We start from the raw sequence: 17,052 nt of genomic DNA, 5'->3' as shown, positions 1-17,052 counted from the left end.
GGTTCAAAACGCAATTATACATAGGGTAAGTCACGCGGTCAAGCGAAAACGGAAAAGCGGTTCGAGCATCACCCCAAGGCTATCGCTGGCACCTCTTGGTTGACTTCAGATTAGGAAGGTGTTTCGTGCATTCGCTGCGGGGATGAATTTTCAATAGGTTTATAGGTCAAGTAAAATCCCTGAAAGGAGAACTGATGAAAGGAATTATTAGAGCCGGTGACGGGGGACCGGAGGTTTTGACATTAGGGGAAGTGCCTGCCCCCATTCCTGGACCCACACAACTGTTAATTGATGTAAAAGCAACCGCACTCAATCGAGCGGATACCATACAGCGGCAAGGGGGCTATCCACCCCCGCCCGGCGAATCAGAGCTGCTCGGATTGGAACTTGCTGGGGTTGTTGCGTCGTGGGGAGATGAAGTAGAAGGTTTCGAGCGGGGTGATCGCGTGTTCGGTCTGGTCGGCGGTGGTGCTTACGCGGAACAGGCGGTCCTCGACTATCGCATGGCGATGCCAATTCCTGACGATTGGAGTTTTGAGAAGGCGGCGGCGGTCACGGAGGTCTTCTTTACCGCCAATGAAACGCTCTTTACCCTCGGTGGCTTGAGTGCTGGCGAATCCGTGCTTATTCATGCTGGCGGCAGTGGTGTGGGGACAGCAGGGACGCAGATGGCGCATCAGGCAGGGGCGCGCGTCTTTATCACAGCGGGCTCGGCGGAGAAAATCGAGAGAAGTAAGCAGCTCGGTTGTACGGAGGGCATCAATTATAAGGAACAGGACTTTGCGGAAGAGATTATGCGACTGACAGACGGGGAAGGTGTGGAGTTGGTTCAAGACTTCATTGGTGCGCCGTACTTGGAGCGCAATCTATCGATTCTCAAGACGCGAGGTCGCATGGTTATGGTTGGGTTGATGGGCGGTGCTGCTGCAGAACTTAATATGAGTCAGATCATGCGAAAGCGGTTACAGGTCTTCGGATCGGTGATGCGTCCTCAGTCGATAGAGGAAAAGATTGGAATTACGCAGCGTTTTGTCGATCGATGGCTTCCTCTACTTAAAGAAGGAAAGATTCAACCGATTATTGATTGCGTGATGCCCCTATCGCAAGCTCGCGAAGCGCACGAATATATGGAGGCGAATCGGAACTTTGGGAAGATTCTCCTGAAGGTGGAATGATATAGTGGATTCCAGTGTCGGGTAAGTGATGACGCGACATCATTCAATGACGTTGGATTGGGATGATGCGAACCGTTGCCGAGAATGTCTCGTCCGGCGACAAGACAATCACCCCGGCAGGTATGCCCTTCGCTTCCAAATTGATAGCGTCTGTCGGACAGGTGTACGGTTCAAAACAGATAGAGGGTCGTCCCGGCGGCTTATAAACAACCAATTCCCTGAATTGGGCATCCGATTCCAAAATCATGCCGCGTCCTGTATCTCGGTTGTCAATGATACAACGACTGATGCCATCTGTCAGTTGAACGTCTGTAAAAACGTGGTCTAGTTCCGTATTGGCATAGGGCTGCCCATTCCGCAGATCCAACGCGCCGGAGACCGGGTGTGTCTTCCCAGTTGGCACGAGTACATCATCAAGTTCCCAATATCTCGCTACGGGGGCGGTAATCATCGCCTGCGTTGCAGCCGAGTCAGAAGCGAGAAGTGCATGAAAATAGGGGTGGATGCCGAACCCCATCGGCATATTGCGTTCACCTGTATTTGTGATCGAAACCTCCATTTTCAGACACAGCGTTGGTGTTTCAGTGGACGAGTCAAGTGCACCATTTGTCGGACTAACCGGGGCTAGGGTATAGGTAACCTGAATCTTAAAAGGGAACGGATATTGCCGACCTATATCTGGAAAATCACGGGTGTCAAGTGAACAGACCAGTATGGCACCATCTTTGCCAGCGGAGCGCTTTTCAACCTGATACGGTTGATTGAGCAGCAATCCATGAATCGAGGTTGGGGAGTCGGGCGGTTTGTCAAATTGGTAGGTTTCACCCTCAAACGTAAACGTGCCACCCCGGATGCGGTTTGGAAACGGAAACAAAATCGGATTGCCGTAGGCGGTAGGACGTTCTTTCAACGTTGCAAGATCCGGCGGTGACTCTATTACCTCCATCCATCTATCGCCATCAGCGACCTTGAAAGCGTAGCAGTTATTTCCAAGGTCCGGCACAATTTCAGCAACGGCGAGCCAATCCGATGGCTTGACATCTGGATTCTCATTAAAGGTTTTAAGGTCTGTCGGCGGCGAACCCAAAGCATTCGGTTTTTGGGCACTGAGGTGATAAATCCGAAAATCGTCAACGGTTCTATAACCTGCTGTATAGTCTAAATGCTCCATAGTGTCACCTGTATCTGCTTGTATTGGAGTCGTGAAAATGAAAGCACGGTAGATAGGATAAAACGCTTTCTATTATTCAGGACGCAACATCAACTTTACGCCCTCCCGCCTCTCAAAGAGATCAAATGCGTCCTGCCATTCGGAGATGTGCATTTCATGGGTGATTAATGCCTTTGTGGAAACCATGCCGTGTTCCATCAATTTGAGTGCACGCTCCCATGCGGTCTTTTTCTGAGAGATGAAGCCCGTCACCTGAAGTTCCTTGAAGGCAATCTGTTCAAAATCGATGTTGATTGGATTGCCGAACAAGCCCATTTGTGTGTACTTCCCACGTTTGCGAGTCAGTTCGATGCCTAGCGGCGCTGCCGGCGCTGCACCTGAGCATTCCAAGACAACATCGGCGCCGTAACCGCCGGTATGTGCCTTGATGATTTCCACCGCATCTTCCTTCTCAACATCTATCGTTAGGTCTGCGCCAAGTTCAGCCGCACGTTTGAGCCGACTTGCATCAACGGATGTGCCACACACGGCGACAATGCCCCCTTCGGCCTTCGCCATTTGCAAACTGAGCAGTCCAATAGTCCCTGGTCCAGTGATCGCGACAAAGTCACCGGCGGAGACCTGCGTCTGTTCGATTACACCGTGAACACAGCAAGCGACCGGCTCTGTCAATGATCCAGAGATTAAGTCTACGTTTTCGGGAAGTTTGTGTAAGCCGTGTTCGGGGGTGGTGCAATATTTTGCGAACGCCCCGTTATGCCAGTAGCCGATAATTTCCCGGTGATTGCACAGATTATAAAATCCTGAACGGCAGTAGTCGCACCGTCCACAGATCGAAAAAGTAGGCTCAACGGTCACGCGATCGCCGACCTTGACGCGACTAATTTCCGAACCGCACTCGATAATCGTACCACTAAATTCGTGACCGATGACAACCGGCGGACGCATCGGGAGGTTGATGTGATCGTGATGGATGTGCAGATCAGAACCACAGATACCCGCACTGTGCACCTCAATGAGAACTTCGTTGGCGTTGGGCTGCCGAACATCCACATCACGGAGTTCGGTGAACCCGTCACCGCGCTGATATTTGACGACGCCTTTCATGAGTAGCTCCTTCTATTTTTTTCCCTATAGATCACCGGGCAGTGTGTGGGCGTATCGATGAATGCCGTTAGTCCTTGTCGAAGATTATCAACCGGTCTAGACTTTTCCGTCCGCAAATGGACTGCAAAACTCCGCCGTGGTTCTCCAGAGAGATTGGGACCGCTGCCGTGATAGGTGAGGTTATCGTGGAAACTAATACCACCGGGGCGAAGGATGGCGGGGACCTCTTCCCAGCTTTCACCATCAGGCACTTCAATCTCTTCGCGCTGCGCTTCGTGGTCTTGTCCATAGAAATCGCTATGACCGAGCAATCCCCATTTGTGCGAACCGCGAACAAATTTCATGGGTCCCGCTTCCGGGGTCACATCGCTGAGCGCAACCCACGCTGTGAGTAATTCACTGCCTTCTTCCCACACCTGCCAATAGTGGCGGTCTTGATGCCAGCCAATATTTGTGGATACAATTCCGTCTGGGTCAGCGGGAGGCTTATAGAGGAGTTGTACCCACCACACCTGCACCATCTCGGCGCCCGTGATCTCAGCTGCTAGATTTCCAATAGACGACTGGCTGACCAACTCCATAATTGCACGGTTTGCAATCTGAGACATCTCTATCTTGCATAGCTTCTTTGGATCGTCACCGGGGTTCCAAGCCGACGGACGTGGCGGCGTGCCTGTTTCGTATTCTCCCGCTCGGACCGCATCCATGCCTTCGACAGCTCGTTGAATGACTGCGTTATCGATAACCGGCTCCGGGAACAGATAAAACCCATCCGCCTCGTATTTCGTCTGTGCCGGAGAGGATGTTGGCGTTTGCATCAATATCTCCTCCCTGTTTACGACAAATGAATCGACTTGAACGACTCAATTTGGGCGGTAATCGCACGCTCTGTTGGCAGTCGCTCGGCACTTGATGCACCGTAGAACCCGACGACTCCCGTTGTATTGTCAAGGATATACTGGGCATCTTCCGGCTCGGCGATGACCAAGATGTCAGGGTTGACCGACTTCGCTGCATCGTGGATGGCTTGCACCCGTTTGGCGGATTCTTCAAGCGTCAATGCTGTCTTTGCACCAATGCTCCCCTTTGTTGTCAATCCCATGTGGGCGACAAGGATGTCTGCGCCGGCATCTGCCATCTGTTCTGCCTCTGACTCGTTGAAGGCGTAAGGCGTCGTCAACATACCTCTGGACCATACCCCATCCCCGTCTCTTCTAGGTTTTGTCGAAATGTGCTATCAATTAAACCCACAGTCGGGAAATTTTGCACCCCAGAGAAGCCGATTGCGTCGATCTGTTTGAGGAATACATCCATCAGGCGAAACGGATCCGTCCCGCAGACACCTGCGAGCACGGGTATATTTTCAACAACCGGCAGCACTTCGCTCGCCATCTCAACCACAATTTGGTTCGCATCGCCGTAGGGCATCATCCCCGCGAGCGATCCTCGACCTGCCATACGAAAACGTCCTGAGTTATAAATCACGATGAGGTCTACACCGCCAGCCTCCTCACACTTGGCAGAGATACCGGTCCCTGCGCCTGCACCGATAATCGGTTTGCCCGCCTCAACGTTTGCGCGCAATCGACTTAAAATATCTTCACGTTTGAATTTCATTTACACCTCCAAATCTATTAAGCAAGGGCAACCACAAGGGTTGCCCCTACAAGGAATGAACCAAATGTAGGGGCAGGTGGTGCCTGCCCAAACTTGTGTGGCGATGAATCGCCGAACTACAGGACTTTGTGGGGAACGCAGATCTACGTTCCCTACCATCCTACACTGGAAAAACCAGCTTCTGATCAAAGAAAACCTGACTGACCGAACGGCGCTGATGAATCCTCAGAATTGCCTCGGCGAGAAGTGGGGCAATAGACAGGACTTGGATTTTGTTGCCAATCTGTTTCTCAGCGGGGACGGGAACTGTATTGGTGACAACAACCTCCTGAATGGAAGGGCGATTCAGACGTTGCAAAGCAGGGCCAACAAGCACTGGATGCGTGATACTGAGGTATGCTGGCTTGGCACCCGCTTCGACGATGGCATCCGCCTGCTGGTAAATGCTTCCACTCGTCACGAGGTCATCAATAATAATTGGGGTTTTGTCCACAACATCGCCGATGATTTCGGTGACCACCTTCACCTCTCTCCCACCAGTTCCACTTCGGCGTTTGTGCATGACTGCCAGCGGCATGCCGAGCATATCGACGTACTTATCCGCTAGTTTTGCCCGACCTGCGTCGGGAGACACGATTACACCATCTTCGATCTGCTTCTCCTTAAAGTAATCTGCCAGTGTCGGCAGCGCCGTCAGATGGTCGGCAGGGATATCGAAGAAACCTTGGATCTGCGCGGCATGCAAATCCACACAGACAACCCGATTCGCGCCCGCCGTTGTGAGCAGATTCGCTACTAGTTTCGCGCTAATCGGTTCTCGCCCGGTCGATTTGTGGTCCTGTCGTGCATAGCCAAAGTAGGGGATGACAGCAGTGATTTGCTGAGCAGAAGCGCGTTTCATCGCGTCAATTATGACCAGCAACTCCATCAGACTATCGTTTGTCGGTGGGACTGTTGGCTGCACAATATAGATGTCAGCCCCCCGGATGCTCTCTTCAACTTGAGCGTGGGTTTCATCGCCGGGAAACGTGCTGACTGACATTTTTCCCAATTCAACCCCTAAAATCGTAGCGATCTCCTTCGCCAATTCCGGATTGGCACGCCCTGCAAAAAGCCGGAAATCGTCTCGAACTTCCCCGTTGGTGATTGTGGACATAGCTAAGACCTCCATAATAAGACCTCCATAAAACGTAATACGTGGGGGATTTGCTATTATCAAGCAAAATCCAACCGTAAGGTAAATTGCTGATTTCCCATCACCAGCGATTTGTAAGCTCCGGTGGGAAAGCACCAGATTCAACTTCGACAATCAAATCTTGGAGTGCCTTCCTCGCCTGATTTGCCAAATCGATCTGGATCCAATTTTGCGCTACGGCTGACTCAAATTCATCTTCGTCTTCAACCTGATAGCTGCCATCCGGTGAAACCCACAGATCCAAAAATAAATCGGTTATTTCAAAATGAGTTTCCAGTCGTTTCATCGGTAGAATGATGTCGCAGTAATATCCTGTGAAGTGATCTTCAAGATTATAGATTTTCCCTATATCATACCAGCGGTTGGCGAAGACAAACCAAACCGCCCGGTAATTATCCCCAAGAACAGTTACACCGTCAATGATGATTGGACTGGAAGGTTTGATTCGTTGTGTGGTGACAATAACATCGTCGTCTTCGTAAAGCAGATTTTGCGGAAAGTGGTTTACGCGATCCGGTGGGCGTTTGTAAATCAGTTCGATTGTTTCCATTCGCGATCCACCTCTTTCACATTCTGAATAAATGTCCTCACTTTGACCGGATCTTTGCGCCCGGGACTCGCCTCAACGCGGCTACTAACATCGACGCCATAGGGACGCACCTGCTGGACAGCCGATGCGACGTTATCAGGATTAAGACCGCCTGCGAGGATAATCCGACCATACTGTTTCGCCTTTACGGCGATACGCCAGTCAAATGCCACCCCTGTTCCGCCCATTTCTCCCTTGACATAAGTATCCAGCAGATATCCGCTGACACGATAATCGGACATATGGGAACAACTCGATTCATCTTTGACGCGCACTGCTTTGATGACCCTGCGATTGAATGCTTGACAGAATTGAGGGGATTCATCGCCGTGCAACTGTAGCATGTCCAGATGGCATTCATCGGCGGTTGCCTGAATCACCTCCGGGTCTGCGTTGACGAATAGTCCAATCGTTGTGATGAAAGGGGGAAGTTGTTCGATAATCTTTGCCGCAGCTTCTGTGTCTTTGAGATAGCGTGGTGTGCCAGGGACAAAATTGAAGCCGAGAGCATCCGCACCCGCATCAATTGACATCAGTGCGTCGTCAATATTAGTGATTCCACAAATCTTGATTCGAGTCAATTCGTTTCTCTCCCGTGTATCTACCCTACCGGATAACAATCTCAAACGGCATCACTGTTGCGGCAGGTTCGTCGGCAAACAGATGTAACCAGAAAAATTTGGGCAAAGTCTGTTCAATCGGTGTCGGCAATGGAAGGTGAGGCGTCACCGGAAGCCTTATGTCCATCTCCATATCCTCTATCAGCGTTTCTAAGAACGTCTTCGGCTTCGGCAGGATGATGATATCAACTTCATCGGTGGGATCCAGTGCAATCTGTTTTTTGACAATTGCGAGTGCGGTGTCGAGTCCACCGAGTTCATCGACCAGCCCAATCTCCTTTGCCTGTTTTCCTGTCCAGATTCGTCCTTGCGCGAGTTCATGAATTTGCGCTTCGGTTTGATCCCTGCCCTCAGCAGCTTTTCGAACGAAGTCCTGATAAATCGTCTCTAACAATTTCTGCAATCGCTCACGCTCTGTCGGCGTGAAATCGCCGTAATCCGAATAGAGATTTGCATTCTGCCCGCGTGTGATAACCTCTTTTGTCAGCCCAATTTTATTGTAGAGTCCTTTGAGGTTGAGTTTGCCGCCGAGTACCCCAATCGAGCCGGTAATTGTCCCCGGTTCGGCAACAATCGTGCCTGCAGCCATAGCGATGTAATATCCACCCGATCCAGCAACGTCCGACATTGATACAACAAGGGGTTTTTCCTGCTGCGTCAACAGCACCTCCCGCCAAATGGCGTCTGATGCGACCGCAGAGCCGCCGGGACTATCAACTCGCATTATGACCGCTTTAATATCACTATCCTCGCGAGCTTCGCGGAGCGCTTTTGCCATTACGCCGGGAGTGATAACCTGTCCTGTTGTAAATGGACTGGTAGGTGCATCGGACATGATGGGACCGGTGGCGTAAATTAACGCAACCTTCGGTTTTCCTTCCCCAGAGGTTGGCTTCTTTGACGATGAAAGCATCGAAAAAAGTCTCATGAAACCCGCAAAGCCGGTGAGTTCGGGTGCTTCCGTCGATTTTTTGCCATATTCCGAAACAACTTCGGCTTTTTCCTCCGCCCGTTCCTCAATCGATTCCACAAGTTCGTCGTAGTATTGGATTGCATCAACTAGCTTCGCTTGATATGCTTCTTCGGCGGTAAAAGGTCCCTGATCAATGAGATTTGCAGCCAACGCCGCATCAATTTCACCCCGTCCGCTGGCGATCATTTCAATCTGTTGTGCATAAAGGTCATCGAGAATCGCATTTATTGCCTCTTTCTGGGCTTCCGACATGCTGTCTCGCACGAACGGCTCAATCGCTGATTTATACTTGCCGACGCTATACATATCGGCTTTGATGTCTAGTTTATCTAGAAGCCCTCTGTAAAACATCACTTCAGCCCGCAATCCTGTCAGACCGACCATCCCTGCCGGCATCAACACAATCCGATCCGCGGCGCAGGCGAGCAGGTATTCCGTGTTGCCGCCGCTTTCTAGATAACTGATGACTTCGATCCCGTTGCTTCGGAGTTGAATGATTTTGTCGCGGAGTTCCTGTAGTTTCGCCCAACCGATTCCAAGTCCTTCGATCCTCAGTAAGACGCCGGCAACTTCGTCGTCCTTGCGGATTTTGTCGATCTGTTTTGTTATGCTTCGGAGAGTTTTGACTTGCGGCGAGAATACAAATGTAGGTCTGACCTCTGCAAGCGGTCCCTTGATTGATAGTTCAACATACTTTCGCGGAGGTATCTCCTGTGCATCTGACATTTCGTCTAAGGAATCAGGAAATGCCTCTGGCTCAACTGTTTCTTCTTGAGCAAAAGTTGGAAGGCAAATTAGAAGGGTGATGATGACGATAAGCAGCCAGAATAGCTTTGTCAGTTTCCGCATGATGCTATCCTTTCTGATGTGATGCGTGAGATTTGAACAAAGTTCATTTTAACAAATGGCGCGGCAGGTTTCAACCCCAAACGGGCATATTTCTCCCTGCCCGCGCTAATTTTCGATTCTTCGATTCACAGTGGACGGAACTCCACCAACCGGCTTGCACCATCAAACCCAGGCGCTCCCACATACTGAACGGCATTAAGATTGATGCTATCGGCGTGCGCAAAATGAATATGACCACAGAAAACAGCGATAAGGTTTTCTGCTCTCACGAGAGTACGCGCAAACTCTAGGGTTGGGGGTATATCTGCTCCCGTACCCCATTGATCTCGACCCTCAGGTCCCCAGTCCGGATCAGCGATCAAAATTGGGTTTTCGAAGCGTTCTAATGTTGGCTCCCGCAGCGTTGGAAGGCTCAAGGGGATATGGGTGAGCAGGACCGTTGGCATTCCATTCGCCAAATGTGTATTCACAAACGCTGTCTGTTCTTCGTTTACCTGATAGATGGAATCATCGACCAATAAAAATTGGATGCCACCGATTTCATGTCGGGCATACGCCGCCTGTCCGTGATGCAGCGGTGCCAGTGCCTCCCACCACTCTTCTCGCAATTTCCCACGTCCCTCCACGCCCGGATAATGCCAGTCGTGGTTTCCGGAGGTATACAGCGTCGGTACGTCCACTTTAGCAATCGACTTCGCGAGGGTTTCGACACCCGCTTGAGAGGGGAAATGCACCATATCGCCTGTCAGTGCAACCAGATCCAGGGAACTGTCTTTGGCTTCTTCCATCAACTTGTCAAAGATCCGCTCTCTCGATTCAAAACGTTCGCACGCTCCCTGACAAGCCTCTATATGTTCAGCGTCACGGTCATCAATGAGGGCAATGTGTGAATCGGTGATGTGGAGCATCCGAACCGTTCGATCCAATCCTTCGATGCAAATTGTTGCTGTGTTATCATTCCATTTGTGTGTCGTTCGCATGATTATGTTCCTTGTATAAGCGGTTAATTCCTTTTACTATGTCTTGAAGATATATGTCATAGGTTCGTGACATACTCTACCTGTTTTTCAATATAAGGTTTCAAGTCCGATTTAACGGACTTAACGGCAACAAGGTCAACCTTCTTCTCAAACAGATCTTCGAGGAAGAGAACAAGCCCCATGTAGTTGCGAAAAGTTGATTCTTCTAATTCAACGAGTAGATCAATGTCACTTGTGGCGTGCGCTGTTCCATTCACGTAAAATCCAAACAGTCCAATCTGCTTGACACCGTATTTTTTCAGTGTCTCCCGATTGTCCGCAAGTGTCTGTTTGATAAAGTGCTTGCTGAGAATTGCTTGGTTTTCCACTTAAAACTCTCCGCTAAAGCCATGGTCCAATACGGGACTTTCCGGTTTCTATCTCCGATCGGATCTGGATTTTGCTGCGTTCAACCTGAGTATCTCCGATAAATCGGGATGCAAGCACCTGATTCAGACAAGTGTTCATCCGTTCAATTACGCATTACGTTTCACGTTTTATATCCTGTAAATTCTGATTCAGATAGGCATCGGGCCGACAGGTGGCAACTTAGGTTACTATTATACATCTTTTTATATCGTTTATCAAACGGGTACTGTAGTATAATTACACCGGCAGCAGATTAAAAAATCCAAGCAGCAAAATCTTTCAGAAAATACATGGAAGAAAAAGGAGGTTAGCCATGCACGTTGAACTTTTAGCGATTGATTGCCAGAACGACTTCTGTGATCCGGGTGGCGCGCTTTATGTGCCGGGCGCAGAAAACGATATGTCCCGCTTGGCGACATTTATCGCTCGAATCGAGGATCAGCTACACAATATGCACTTTACGCTTGATAGTCATCACACGGTTGATGTCGGGCATCCGATCTTTTGGAAAAATAGTGACGGTGAGTCGCCCGAACCGTTTACCACCATCACGCATGAGGATGTTAAAGCTGGAAACTGGCTGCCGTACGATCCAACGTTTACCCAACGGATGCTGGATTACACGCGGCTGTTGGAGGAGAATAATCGGTATCAACTGACGATTTGGCCCATACACTGCCGGATCGCGACGTGGGGGAGCGCGCTCTATCCCGCTGTGGATCAGGCGGTACGGGACTGGGAGGCATCCCAGTTGGGGGTTGTTGATTTTGTAATGAAGGGTTCAAATATTTTCACCGAGCACTACAGCGCGGTGAAGGCGGATGTCCCTGATCCAGAAGATCCCGCCACGCAGGTCAATACCGACCTAATCCAGAAATTGGAACAGTGCGATCAGGTGATTGTCGTCGGCGAAGCGTTATCCCACTGTGTCGCAAGCACGGTGCGAGATATCGCCGCCGAGTTTGGAGATGAAGGGGCGCGGAAGTTTATTATTCTTGAGGATTGTTCGTCGAATGTGCCCGGTTTTGAGGCGCTCGGGGAGGCGTTCCTGCACGATATGTCGCAACTGGGAGCGACCATTACCAACAGTGTGGACTTCATGCGGTGAATCGTAGAGGGATTGCCGAAACCTCCTTGCAAAAAGGGCGTTTCCAAAGAGTAGGAGGGTATCTATGATGAAACCGAAACGCAAACCCAAGACATTCGCAGGAACGGTCACCCAAAACCTGACGCGAAAAAAGCAAGTTGAGACAATGCGGAAGCAGCTGTTAAAGAGTGCGCGAAAGGATCAAGAGCGCAAAAGAGCCACCTGATTGGTTGCATCACTCCATGACAGCGTCACAATATTGCCGCAGATTCTCTTTACCGAGTTTCTCATAAACTGCTTCTCGCAGCCGATGTTGTTCCAACCCGGAGTCTTCCTTCAGTAACCGTTCGACCTCGTCCTCTTCTCGGAGTTGAAGCGGCAACGATTCTGCGTTCAACTGGCGTAGAACGAGCCGTGCGCCGAGTGCCGCTGCTTCTCTAATAGACATGGCATCGGTCTTATCCACCGTGTCAAACGCTGTGTGTCCAAAACCCCTGCCGGGCGGACGACCAACCGTTGTCATGCTGCCAGTGGGAAGACCTCTCAGGAAATAGGGGTAGTGATCGGAGTAGCAACTGATGCCACCCCCGACGGAGATGTCTTGCCCCATCTCTTCAGCTGCGTTTTCGATGAAAGGCTCAAAATCCGGCAACCGGTGCAGCTGAATCCCTTTTCGTCCGCCGGGGTTGCCAGCGGAATCCAAGTTCCAAACAAAACGGACGTGCGCCGGGTTGTCGCCTAATCCCTGTGCATCATGATACGCGCCAAATAACCCTACCTCCTCATTGCTCCAAGCGATAAATCGCACGGTGCGGGCTAATTCATCCCTTGCATGAGCCGACAACACACGCGCCATCTCTGTAACGACTACCATCCCACTGAGCGGATCGTTAGCACCCTGCGTGATGTCGTGTCCGTCGTAATGACACCCGATAATGATCAACTCTTCGGGATGCGTTTTGCCCCGGAGTTCCCCTACGACGTTCCACGCGGTTGTGGGTCGATATTCATCGGTGGTCTTAATTCTTACACGCACTGCCCCGTTTTGCCGAGACAAACGGTGAAGAAATTCGCCGGTTTCATAGGAGATGCCGATGCCGGGGATAACCGCTTCGTGATTCCAGCCAACGGTGCCGGTAACCTCACCATAGCCGGGATAGTGATTTTGAAAGATGAATCCATTTGCGTCGTATAAGATGGCGCGGTCATACTTCTCCATGCGATGGATGCCGCCGCTCCGCGAAATGACAATACTTGCTGCTAGACGGTCTTTCTCTTTCTCGAAATCTTTCTCAACCCCCTCATCGACAAAAACGAGGTTTCCCTCCACCTCTGCGGCTGGACAGTAAGGCAGCGAGATACACGGCACTTCGCGCGCTATCGGACTGAGAACCTCCAAGGTTGCCCCCCCACGATACCACCCATCGTAGTCGTAGGCGTCTTTATGGACGTTAGCCAGTCCATAGGCAGCAAATTTCTTCTCCAGCAGATTAGCGGCAAGGGCTGCGCCTTCCGTCCCGCCGAATCGCGATCCAAAATCATCACAGAGCGTTGTCAGCAACGCCATCGGTTCAGTTGAGGTATATATATCCCCAACGATTTTCTGATCCAGTTCGAGATAAGGATTGGTCGTTGGCATACTGTCTTTTCTCCTTTGAACGAAACCGCAGAGGCACAGAGGACACAGAGAAGAAATAGAGGAAGCGAGGGGTGAGTATTGGAGAGAGCGAGTATCTTCCACACCTCTACGCCTCCTCGCCTCTCCCGATAAATCGAGATACTCGGAACGGGACGCACTACTTCTCTAATAAAACTCTGCGTTCTCCACGTCTCTGCGGTCAAAAAGATAGAAATCGAACGATTCAGTTTCTCAATTCACCTCTGGCATCGCTTCTACCTCGCCGGACGTATCCCGTTGCATCGTTGGTCTGATGACTACTGAAGGGAGGTTAGTCCGTTGTGGTAGACTCGCCATGAGACAAATCGTTGCCGAAGTTTCGTCGACATCCACCATTTCGAGCCGAGTTTCGTCGGGTGGGGGAACGGGACGCTTGTCGAGGATGGGAGTGTCAACCTCGCCGGGGATGATGACACTTGCCCGAATGCCAGTGTTCCGAAGATCGACATTGAGAAATTCCGTGAAATTGATAACCGCTGCCTTGGCGGGACCGTACGCTAACCCGCTAAACGGTCCGGGGGTTACGCCAGCTAGGGATGAAACATTGATAATAGTCCCCTGCTGTGCCTTCAGCATGGCGGGGACAACTGCCTGCGTGCAGTAAATTGTGCCAATCAGGTTGGAATCGAAGACGCTGCGAATCTCCTCCGGCGTAATGGTCAGCAGCCGCCGATTTTTGGAACTGTGACCGGCGTTGTTTACCAACACATCAATGCGACCAAAGGTGTCGAACACATCCTTTGCCATCTGATGAACGGCATCATGGTCAGCGACATCCAGTGACATAGCTACGGCTGTGCCGCTGTCGGCAATAATCTCATCTCTGACTGCCTCAACCTTTGCCGCTGTTCTACCAATCAACACCACCTTGGCACCCTGCTGTGCCATCATTATCCCCGCGCCGCGTCCGATACCGCTGCCGCCGCCAGTGATGATACAAACTTTGTCTTGTAAACTCATCTGTCACCTCATTAATAATTGAATAGTTGGAGTGTTGGAGGTTCAATGTATGAGTTCATTAGCTCATTAATTACCCAATGAACCAATTACCCAATGAACTAGCTTCACGCATCACAGAAATGTCCCCTTCTATTTGTCTACTCCTAACAAATCGAAGATAAACGCATACTCAAAAGCAATTTCCCTCAAGTAGTCATACCGTCCCGAAGGTCCCCCATGGCCCGCGCCCATCTCAGTTTTGAGAAGCAGCTGGTTATCCCCCGTTTTCAACGCGCGTAACTTCGCTGTCCATTTGGCAGGTTCCCAATAATGGACCCGTGGGTCGTTGAGTCCCGCTGTCACCAATATATGCGGATATTCTTTCGCTTCGATATTGTCATAGGGGGAATACGATTTGATGTAATCGTAAAACTCTTTCTTGTTGGGGTTGCCCCATTCGTCGTATTCGATGACCGTTAGGGGGATAGAGGCGTCGAGCATGGTGTTGACAACATCAACGAAAGGTACTTTTGCGATGACAATCTCAAAAAGTTCTGGGCGCATATTTGTGACAGCCCCCATGAGCAGCCCGCCCGCGCTCCCACCTTGAGTAACTAGCTTGTCGCTTGCAGTATATTTCTCAGCGATTAGATGCTCAGCACAGGCGATAAAGTCGGTAAAGGTGTTTCTTTTATGGAGTAGCTTGCCATTTTCGTACCAAGTCCGTCCCATCTCTTCGCCGCCCCGAATGTGAGCGATGGCGTATATGAACCCTCGATCTAACAGGCTCAATCGGTTTGATGAAAAATAGGGTTCGCTGTTGATGCCGTAGGAACCGTATCCGTACAAAAGCAGCGGATTCCCTCCATCTTTGACCAGTCCTTTTTTGTAAACCAGCGAAATCGGGATGGACGTACCATCGGATGCTTTGGCAAAAATTCGTTCCGATTCGTATAGGGAGGGATCATATCCACCGAGAACTTCGTCCTGCTTCTTCAGTTCGCGAGTTCTGGCGTCCATCTCGTAGTCAAAGACCGACATCGGCGTAATGAGCGAAGCGTAATTGAAACGGAGCGTGTTCGTATTGAACTCCGGATTCCTTCCCTGCCGGACCGTATAGACAGGTTCAGGGAAGTCTATCGCGTGCGCTTCGCCTGTTGTGAAGTTGTGCACCCGAATTTTTTGGAGTCCATCCTCCCGTTCAGAAATTACCAGATGATTCTGAAAGGCGCTGACACCGTCCAGCTTTACCGCCTCTCGATGGGGGATGACCTCCTCCCAGTTTATCCTTGATGGATTGTTGATGGAGGCGCGCATCAGCTTGAAATTCACCGCATCCGCATTAGTGACAATGAAGAACTGATCGCCGTGATGCTCAACGGAATACTCTAACTCCGACTGGCGTGGCGAAATAACTTTGAAATCGCCTGTGGGTTGATTTGCTTCCAGATAGTGAACTTCAGAGGTATTGATATTCTCCAGCTCCATCAGCAGGTAAGCCTGACTTCTCGTCTTGGAAACATCTAGGAAAAATGACTCATCTGTCTCATGATAGATAAGAACATCCGCTTCTGGATCGCTCCCGAGTTGGTGTCGGTACAGTTTATAGGGACGTTTTGCCGCATCTAGTGTGGTGTAAAAAAGGGTCTGATTATCACTTGCCCATTCGATACTGTAGTAGGTGTTTGGAATTTGGTCTGATAGCAGTTGACCGGTATTCAAATCTTTGACATACAGCGTATAACTTTCTGCGCCCGTTGTATCGGTGGAATACGCCAATAGTTGATGATTCGGACTGATTTTATAGACGCCCATTTCTAGATATTCATGCCCCTCGGCAAGAACATTCTGATCTAGCAGTATCTCCTCCTCCGACTCCAAGCCGCCCTTTTGCCGACAATAGATCGGATACTGTTTTCCCTCTTCGGTGCGGCTGTAATAGTAGTAGTCGCCCATCTTTTCGGGAACGGAGAGATCAGTTTCTTTGATTCTTCCCAAAAGTTCTTGATACAGCTGCTCCTGAAAATCCCCGGTATGCTGCATCATCGCTTCAGTATATCTATTTTCGGCTTCAAGGTATTCGATGACTTCCGTGTTCGATTTCTCCCTGAGCCAAAAGTAGTTATCGAGGCGTTCTTCCCCATGCACTGTGTCTACTTTTGGATCAGTTTTCGCAACGGGAGGGGTTCCTGATGCAGTTGGGGCGGTAGTGGTTAACCAATAAATAAACGGTAACATCTGACGTGCATCTCCTTGCGTTGATTGGACGGGGTTCAATCCAGGTAGTCCATCTCCGGACGACGATCCCAACGAAATTGGTCTTTCGGTTTGGTGTGTTCTGCCCAAGCCCGGATAATCTCTATATCTGCCCGTTTCTGTTCCATCTTCTCGGCAACCGCTTCGGGATCCCAACCTTCTAGCACCTCGGCGGTCAGTTGCTCTCGTATCTCTCGGCAATTTGCATCCTGTGCCCGATCCGATAGTTCGTCGGGGTCCTCGGCAAGATTAAAAAGCTGCGGTTCCTGACCGTGGTAGTAATTCAGTTTCCACTCATCCCGTCGAATCATCCGATGCAAGCAGTCCTCGTAGGTGCAGTATTCAGAGAAGGCGAGATCCTCCCACTCTGTGTCGGGCTGACGCACCAGATCGAGCACGCTTCTGCCA

General features: G+C 50.5%; 16 protein-coding genes and 1 pseudogene. 3 read left to right on the top strand and 14 right to left on the bottom strand.

Annotation, left to right across the window (positions count from 1 at the left end):
* Nucleotides 1–194 precede the first annotated feature (194 nt).
* On the top strand, nucleotides 195–1,175 hold the full coding sequence (locus J4G02_13730) for an NAD(P)H-quinone oxidoreductase (GenBank protein ID MCE2395636.1): 981 nt from the start codon (nucleotides 195–197) through the stop codon (nucleotides 1,173–1,175).
* A gap of 43 nt (nucleotides 1,176–1,218) precedes the next feature.
* On the opposite strand, the gene J4G02_13725 is transcribed toward J4G02_13730, so the two are convergent.
* The 10 genes and pseudogenes from J4G02_13725 to J4G02_13680 all read right to left on the bottom strand — a co-directional run bounded on the left by J4G02_13725 (nucleotide 1,219) and on the right by J4G02_13680 (nucleotide 10,629).
* Nucleotides 1,219–2,346, bottom strand: a complete 1,128-nt coding sequence (locus J4G02_13725; protein MCE2395635.1) for an aldose 1-epimerase — start codon at nucleotides 2,344–2,346, stop codon at nucleotides 1,219–1,221.
* A gap of 72 nt (nucleotides 2,347–2,418) precedes the next feature.
* A complete protein-coding gene (locus J4G02_13720) occupies nucleotides 2,419–3,453 on the bottom strand; it encodes a zinc-binding dehydrogenase (GenBank protein MCE2395634.1) in 1,035 nt (344 codons plus the stop codon).
* Nucleotides 3,450–4,271 carry a phytanoyl-CoA dioxygenase family protein gene (locus tag J4G02_13715; protein MCE2395633.1) on the bottom strand — a complete coding sequence of 274 codons (822 nt, stop codon included), beginning with the start codon at nucleotides 4,269–4,271 and terminating at the stop codon, nucleotides 3,450–3,452. The genes J4G02_13720 and J4G02_13715 overlap by 4 nt, the downstream gene beginning before the upstream one ends.
* A gap of 17 nt (nucleotides 4,272–4,288) precedes the next feature.
* A pseudogene (locus J4G02_13710) lies at nucleotides 4,289–5,070 on the bottom strand (phosphoenolpyruvate hydrolase family protein).
* Between the two features lie 160 nt (nucleotides 5,071–5,230).
* On the bottom strand, nucleotides 5,231–6,226 hold the full coding sequence (locus tag J4G02_13705) for a ribose-phosphate pyrophosphokinase (protein MCE2395632.1): 996 nt from the start codon (nucleotides 6,224–6,226) through the stop codon (nucleotides 5,231–5,233).
* A gap of 100 nt (nucleotides 6,227–6,326) precedes the next feature.
* Complete coding sequence (locus J4G02_13700) at nucleotides 6,327–6,815, bottom strand: DUF402 domain-containing protein (protein MCE2395631.1); 489 nt, start codon at nucleotides 6,813–6,815, stop codon at nucleotides 6,327–6,329.
* The gene (locus tag J4G02_13695) at nucleotides 6,797–7,435 is read right to left on the bottom strand and encodes a phosphoribosylanthranilate isomerase (protein ID MCE2395630.1); all 639 of its coding nucleotides are present in this window, start codon (nucleotides 7,433–7,435) and stop codon (nucleotides 6,797–6,799) included. Before J4G02_13695 ends, J4G02_13700 begins: the two co-directional genes overlap by 19 nt.
* Before the next feature lie 25 nt (nucleotides 7,436–7,460).
* Nucleotides 7,461–9,296, bottom strand: a complete 1,836-nt coding sequence (sppA, locus tag J4G02_13690) for a signal peptide peptidase SppA (GenBank protein MCE2395629.1) — start codon at nucleotides 9,294–9,296, stop codon at nucleotides 7,461–7,463.
* A gap of 125 nt (nucleotides 9,297–9,421) precedes the next feature.
* The gene (locus J4G02_13685) at nucleotides 9,422–10,276 is read right to left on the bottom strand and encodes a metallophosphoesterase (GenBank protein MCE2395628.1); all 855 of its coding nucleotides are present in this window, start codon (nucleotides 10,274–10,276) and stop codon (nucleotides 9,422–9,424) included.
* A 56-nt stretch (nucleotides 10,277–10,332) separates the two neighbouring features.
* Nucleotides 10,333–10,629, bottom strand: a complete 297-nt coding sequence (locus J4G02_13680) for a nucleotidyltransferase family protein (protein ID MCE2395627.1) — start codon at nucleotides 10,627–10,629, stop codon at nucleotides 10,333–10,335.
* Between the two features lie 368 nt (nucleotides 10,630–10,997).
* Between J4G02_13680 and J4G02_13675 the strand changes: the two genes are divergently transcribed.
* Both J4G02_13675 and J4G02_13670 read left to right on the top strand, forming a co-directional pair.
* On the top strand, nucleotides 10,998–11,792 hold the full coding sequence (locus J4G02_13675) for an isochorismatase family protein (GenBank protein ID MCE2395626.1): 795 nt from the start codon (nucleotides 10,998–11,000) through the stop codon (nucleotides 11,790–11,792).
* 64 nt (nucleotides 11,793–11,856) lie between these two features.
* Nucleotides 11,857–11,997 carry a hypothetical protein gene (locus J4G02_13670; protein ID MCE2395625.1) on the top strand — a complete coding sequence of 47 codons (141 nt, stop codon included), beginning with the start codon at nucleotides 11,857–11,859 and terminating at the stop codon, nucleotides 11,995–11,997.
* Nucleotides 11,998–12,006: 9 nt separating this feature from the next.
* On the opposite strand, the gene J4G02_13665 is transcribed toward J4G02_13670, so the two are convergent.
* The 4 genes from J4G02_13665 to J4G02_13650 form a co-directional block, all read right to left on the bottom strand.
* A complete protein-coding gene (locus J4G02_13665; protein MCE2395624.1) occupies nucleotides 12,007–13,410 on the bottom strand; it encodes a M28 family peptidase in 1,404 nt (467 codons plus the stop codon).
* 231 nt (nucleotides 13,411–13,641) lie between these two features.
* On the bottom strand, nucleotides 13,642–14,409 hold the full coding sequence (locus J4G02_13660) for an SDR family oxidoreductase (protein ID MCE2395623.1): 768 nt from the start codon (nucleotides 14,407–14,409) through the stop codon (nucleotides 13,642–13,644).
* A 129-nt stretch (nucleotides 14,410–14,538) separates the two neighbouring features.
* Nucleotides 14,539–16,626 (bottom strand): S9 family peptidase, encoded by a 2,088-nt coding sequence (locus J4G02_13655; protein ID MCE2395622.1) that lies wholly within the window; start codon nucleotides 16,624–16,626, stop codon nucleotides 14,539–14,541.
* Between the two features lie 35 nt (nucleotides 16,627–16,661).
* On the bottom strand, nucleotides 16,662–17,052 hold a 391-nt coding region (locus tag J4G02_13650), incomplete at its 5' end, for a hypothetical protein (protein ID MCE2395621.1).

This window comes from Candidatus Poribacteria bacterium (assembly GCA_021295755.1).
GTDB lineage: Bacteria > Poribacteria > WGA-4E > WGA-4E > PCPOR2b > PCPOR2b.
Note: the sequence above shows the minus strand (reverse complement) of the source record. Positions and strands in the feature narration are given on the sequence as shown.

Bases quoted from the DNA above. Each gene is read 5' to 3' on its own strand.
- J4G02_13670 (MCE2395625.1), top strand. From the start codon at position 11,857: ATGATGAAACCGAAACGCAAACCCAAGACATTCGCAGGAACGGTCACC.
- J4G02_13705 (MCE2395632.1), bottom strand. From the start codon at position 6,226: ATGTCCACAATCACCAACGGGGAAGTTCGAGACGATTTCCGGCTTTTT.
- sppA (MCE2395629.1), bottom strand. From the start codon at position 9,296: ATGCGGAAACTGACAAAGCTATTCTGGCTGCTTATCGTCATCATCACC.
- J4G02_13675 (MCE2395626.1), top strand. From the start codon at position 10,998: ATGCACGTTGAACTTTTAGCGATTGATTGCCAGAACGACTTCTGTGAT.
- J4G02_13720 (MCE2395634.1), bottom strand. From the start codon at position 3,453: ATGAAAGGCGTCGTCAAATATCAGCGCGGTGACGGGTTCACCGAACTC.
- J4G02_13660 (MCE2395623.1), bottom strand. From the start codon at position 14,409: ATGAGTTTACAAGACAAAGTTTGTATCATCACTGGCGGCGGCAGCGGT.
- J4G02_13700 (MCE2395631.1), bottom strand. From the start codon at position 6,815: ATGGAAACAATCGAACTGATTTACAAACGCCCACCGGATCGCGTAAAC.
- J4G02_13730 (MCE2395636.1), top strand. From the start codon at position 195: ATGAAAGGAATTATTAGAGCCGGTGACGGGGGACCGGAGGTTTTGACA.
- J4G02_13685 (MCE2395628.1), bottom strand. From the start codon at position 10,276: ATGCGAACGACACACAAATGGAATGATAACACAGCAACAATTTGCATC.
- J4G02_13655 (MCE2395622.1), bottom strand. From the start codon at position 16,626: ATGTTACCGTTTATTTATTGGTTAACCACTACCGCCCCAACTGCATCA.
- J4G02_13665 (MCE2395624.1), bottom strand. From the start codon at position 13,410: ATGCCAACGACCAATCCTTATCTCGAACTGGATCAGAAAATCGTTGGG.
- J4G02_13715 (MCE2395633.1), bottom strand. From the start codon at position 4,271: ATGCAAACGCCAACATCCTCTCCGGCACAGACGAAATACGAGGCGGAT.
- J4G02_13725 (MCE2395635.1), bottom strand. From the start codon at position 2,346: ATGGAGCATTTAGACTATACAGCAGGTTATAGAACCGTTGACGATTTT.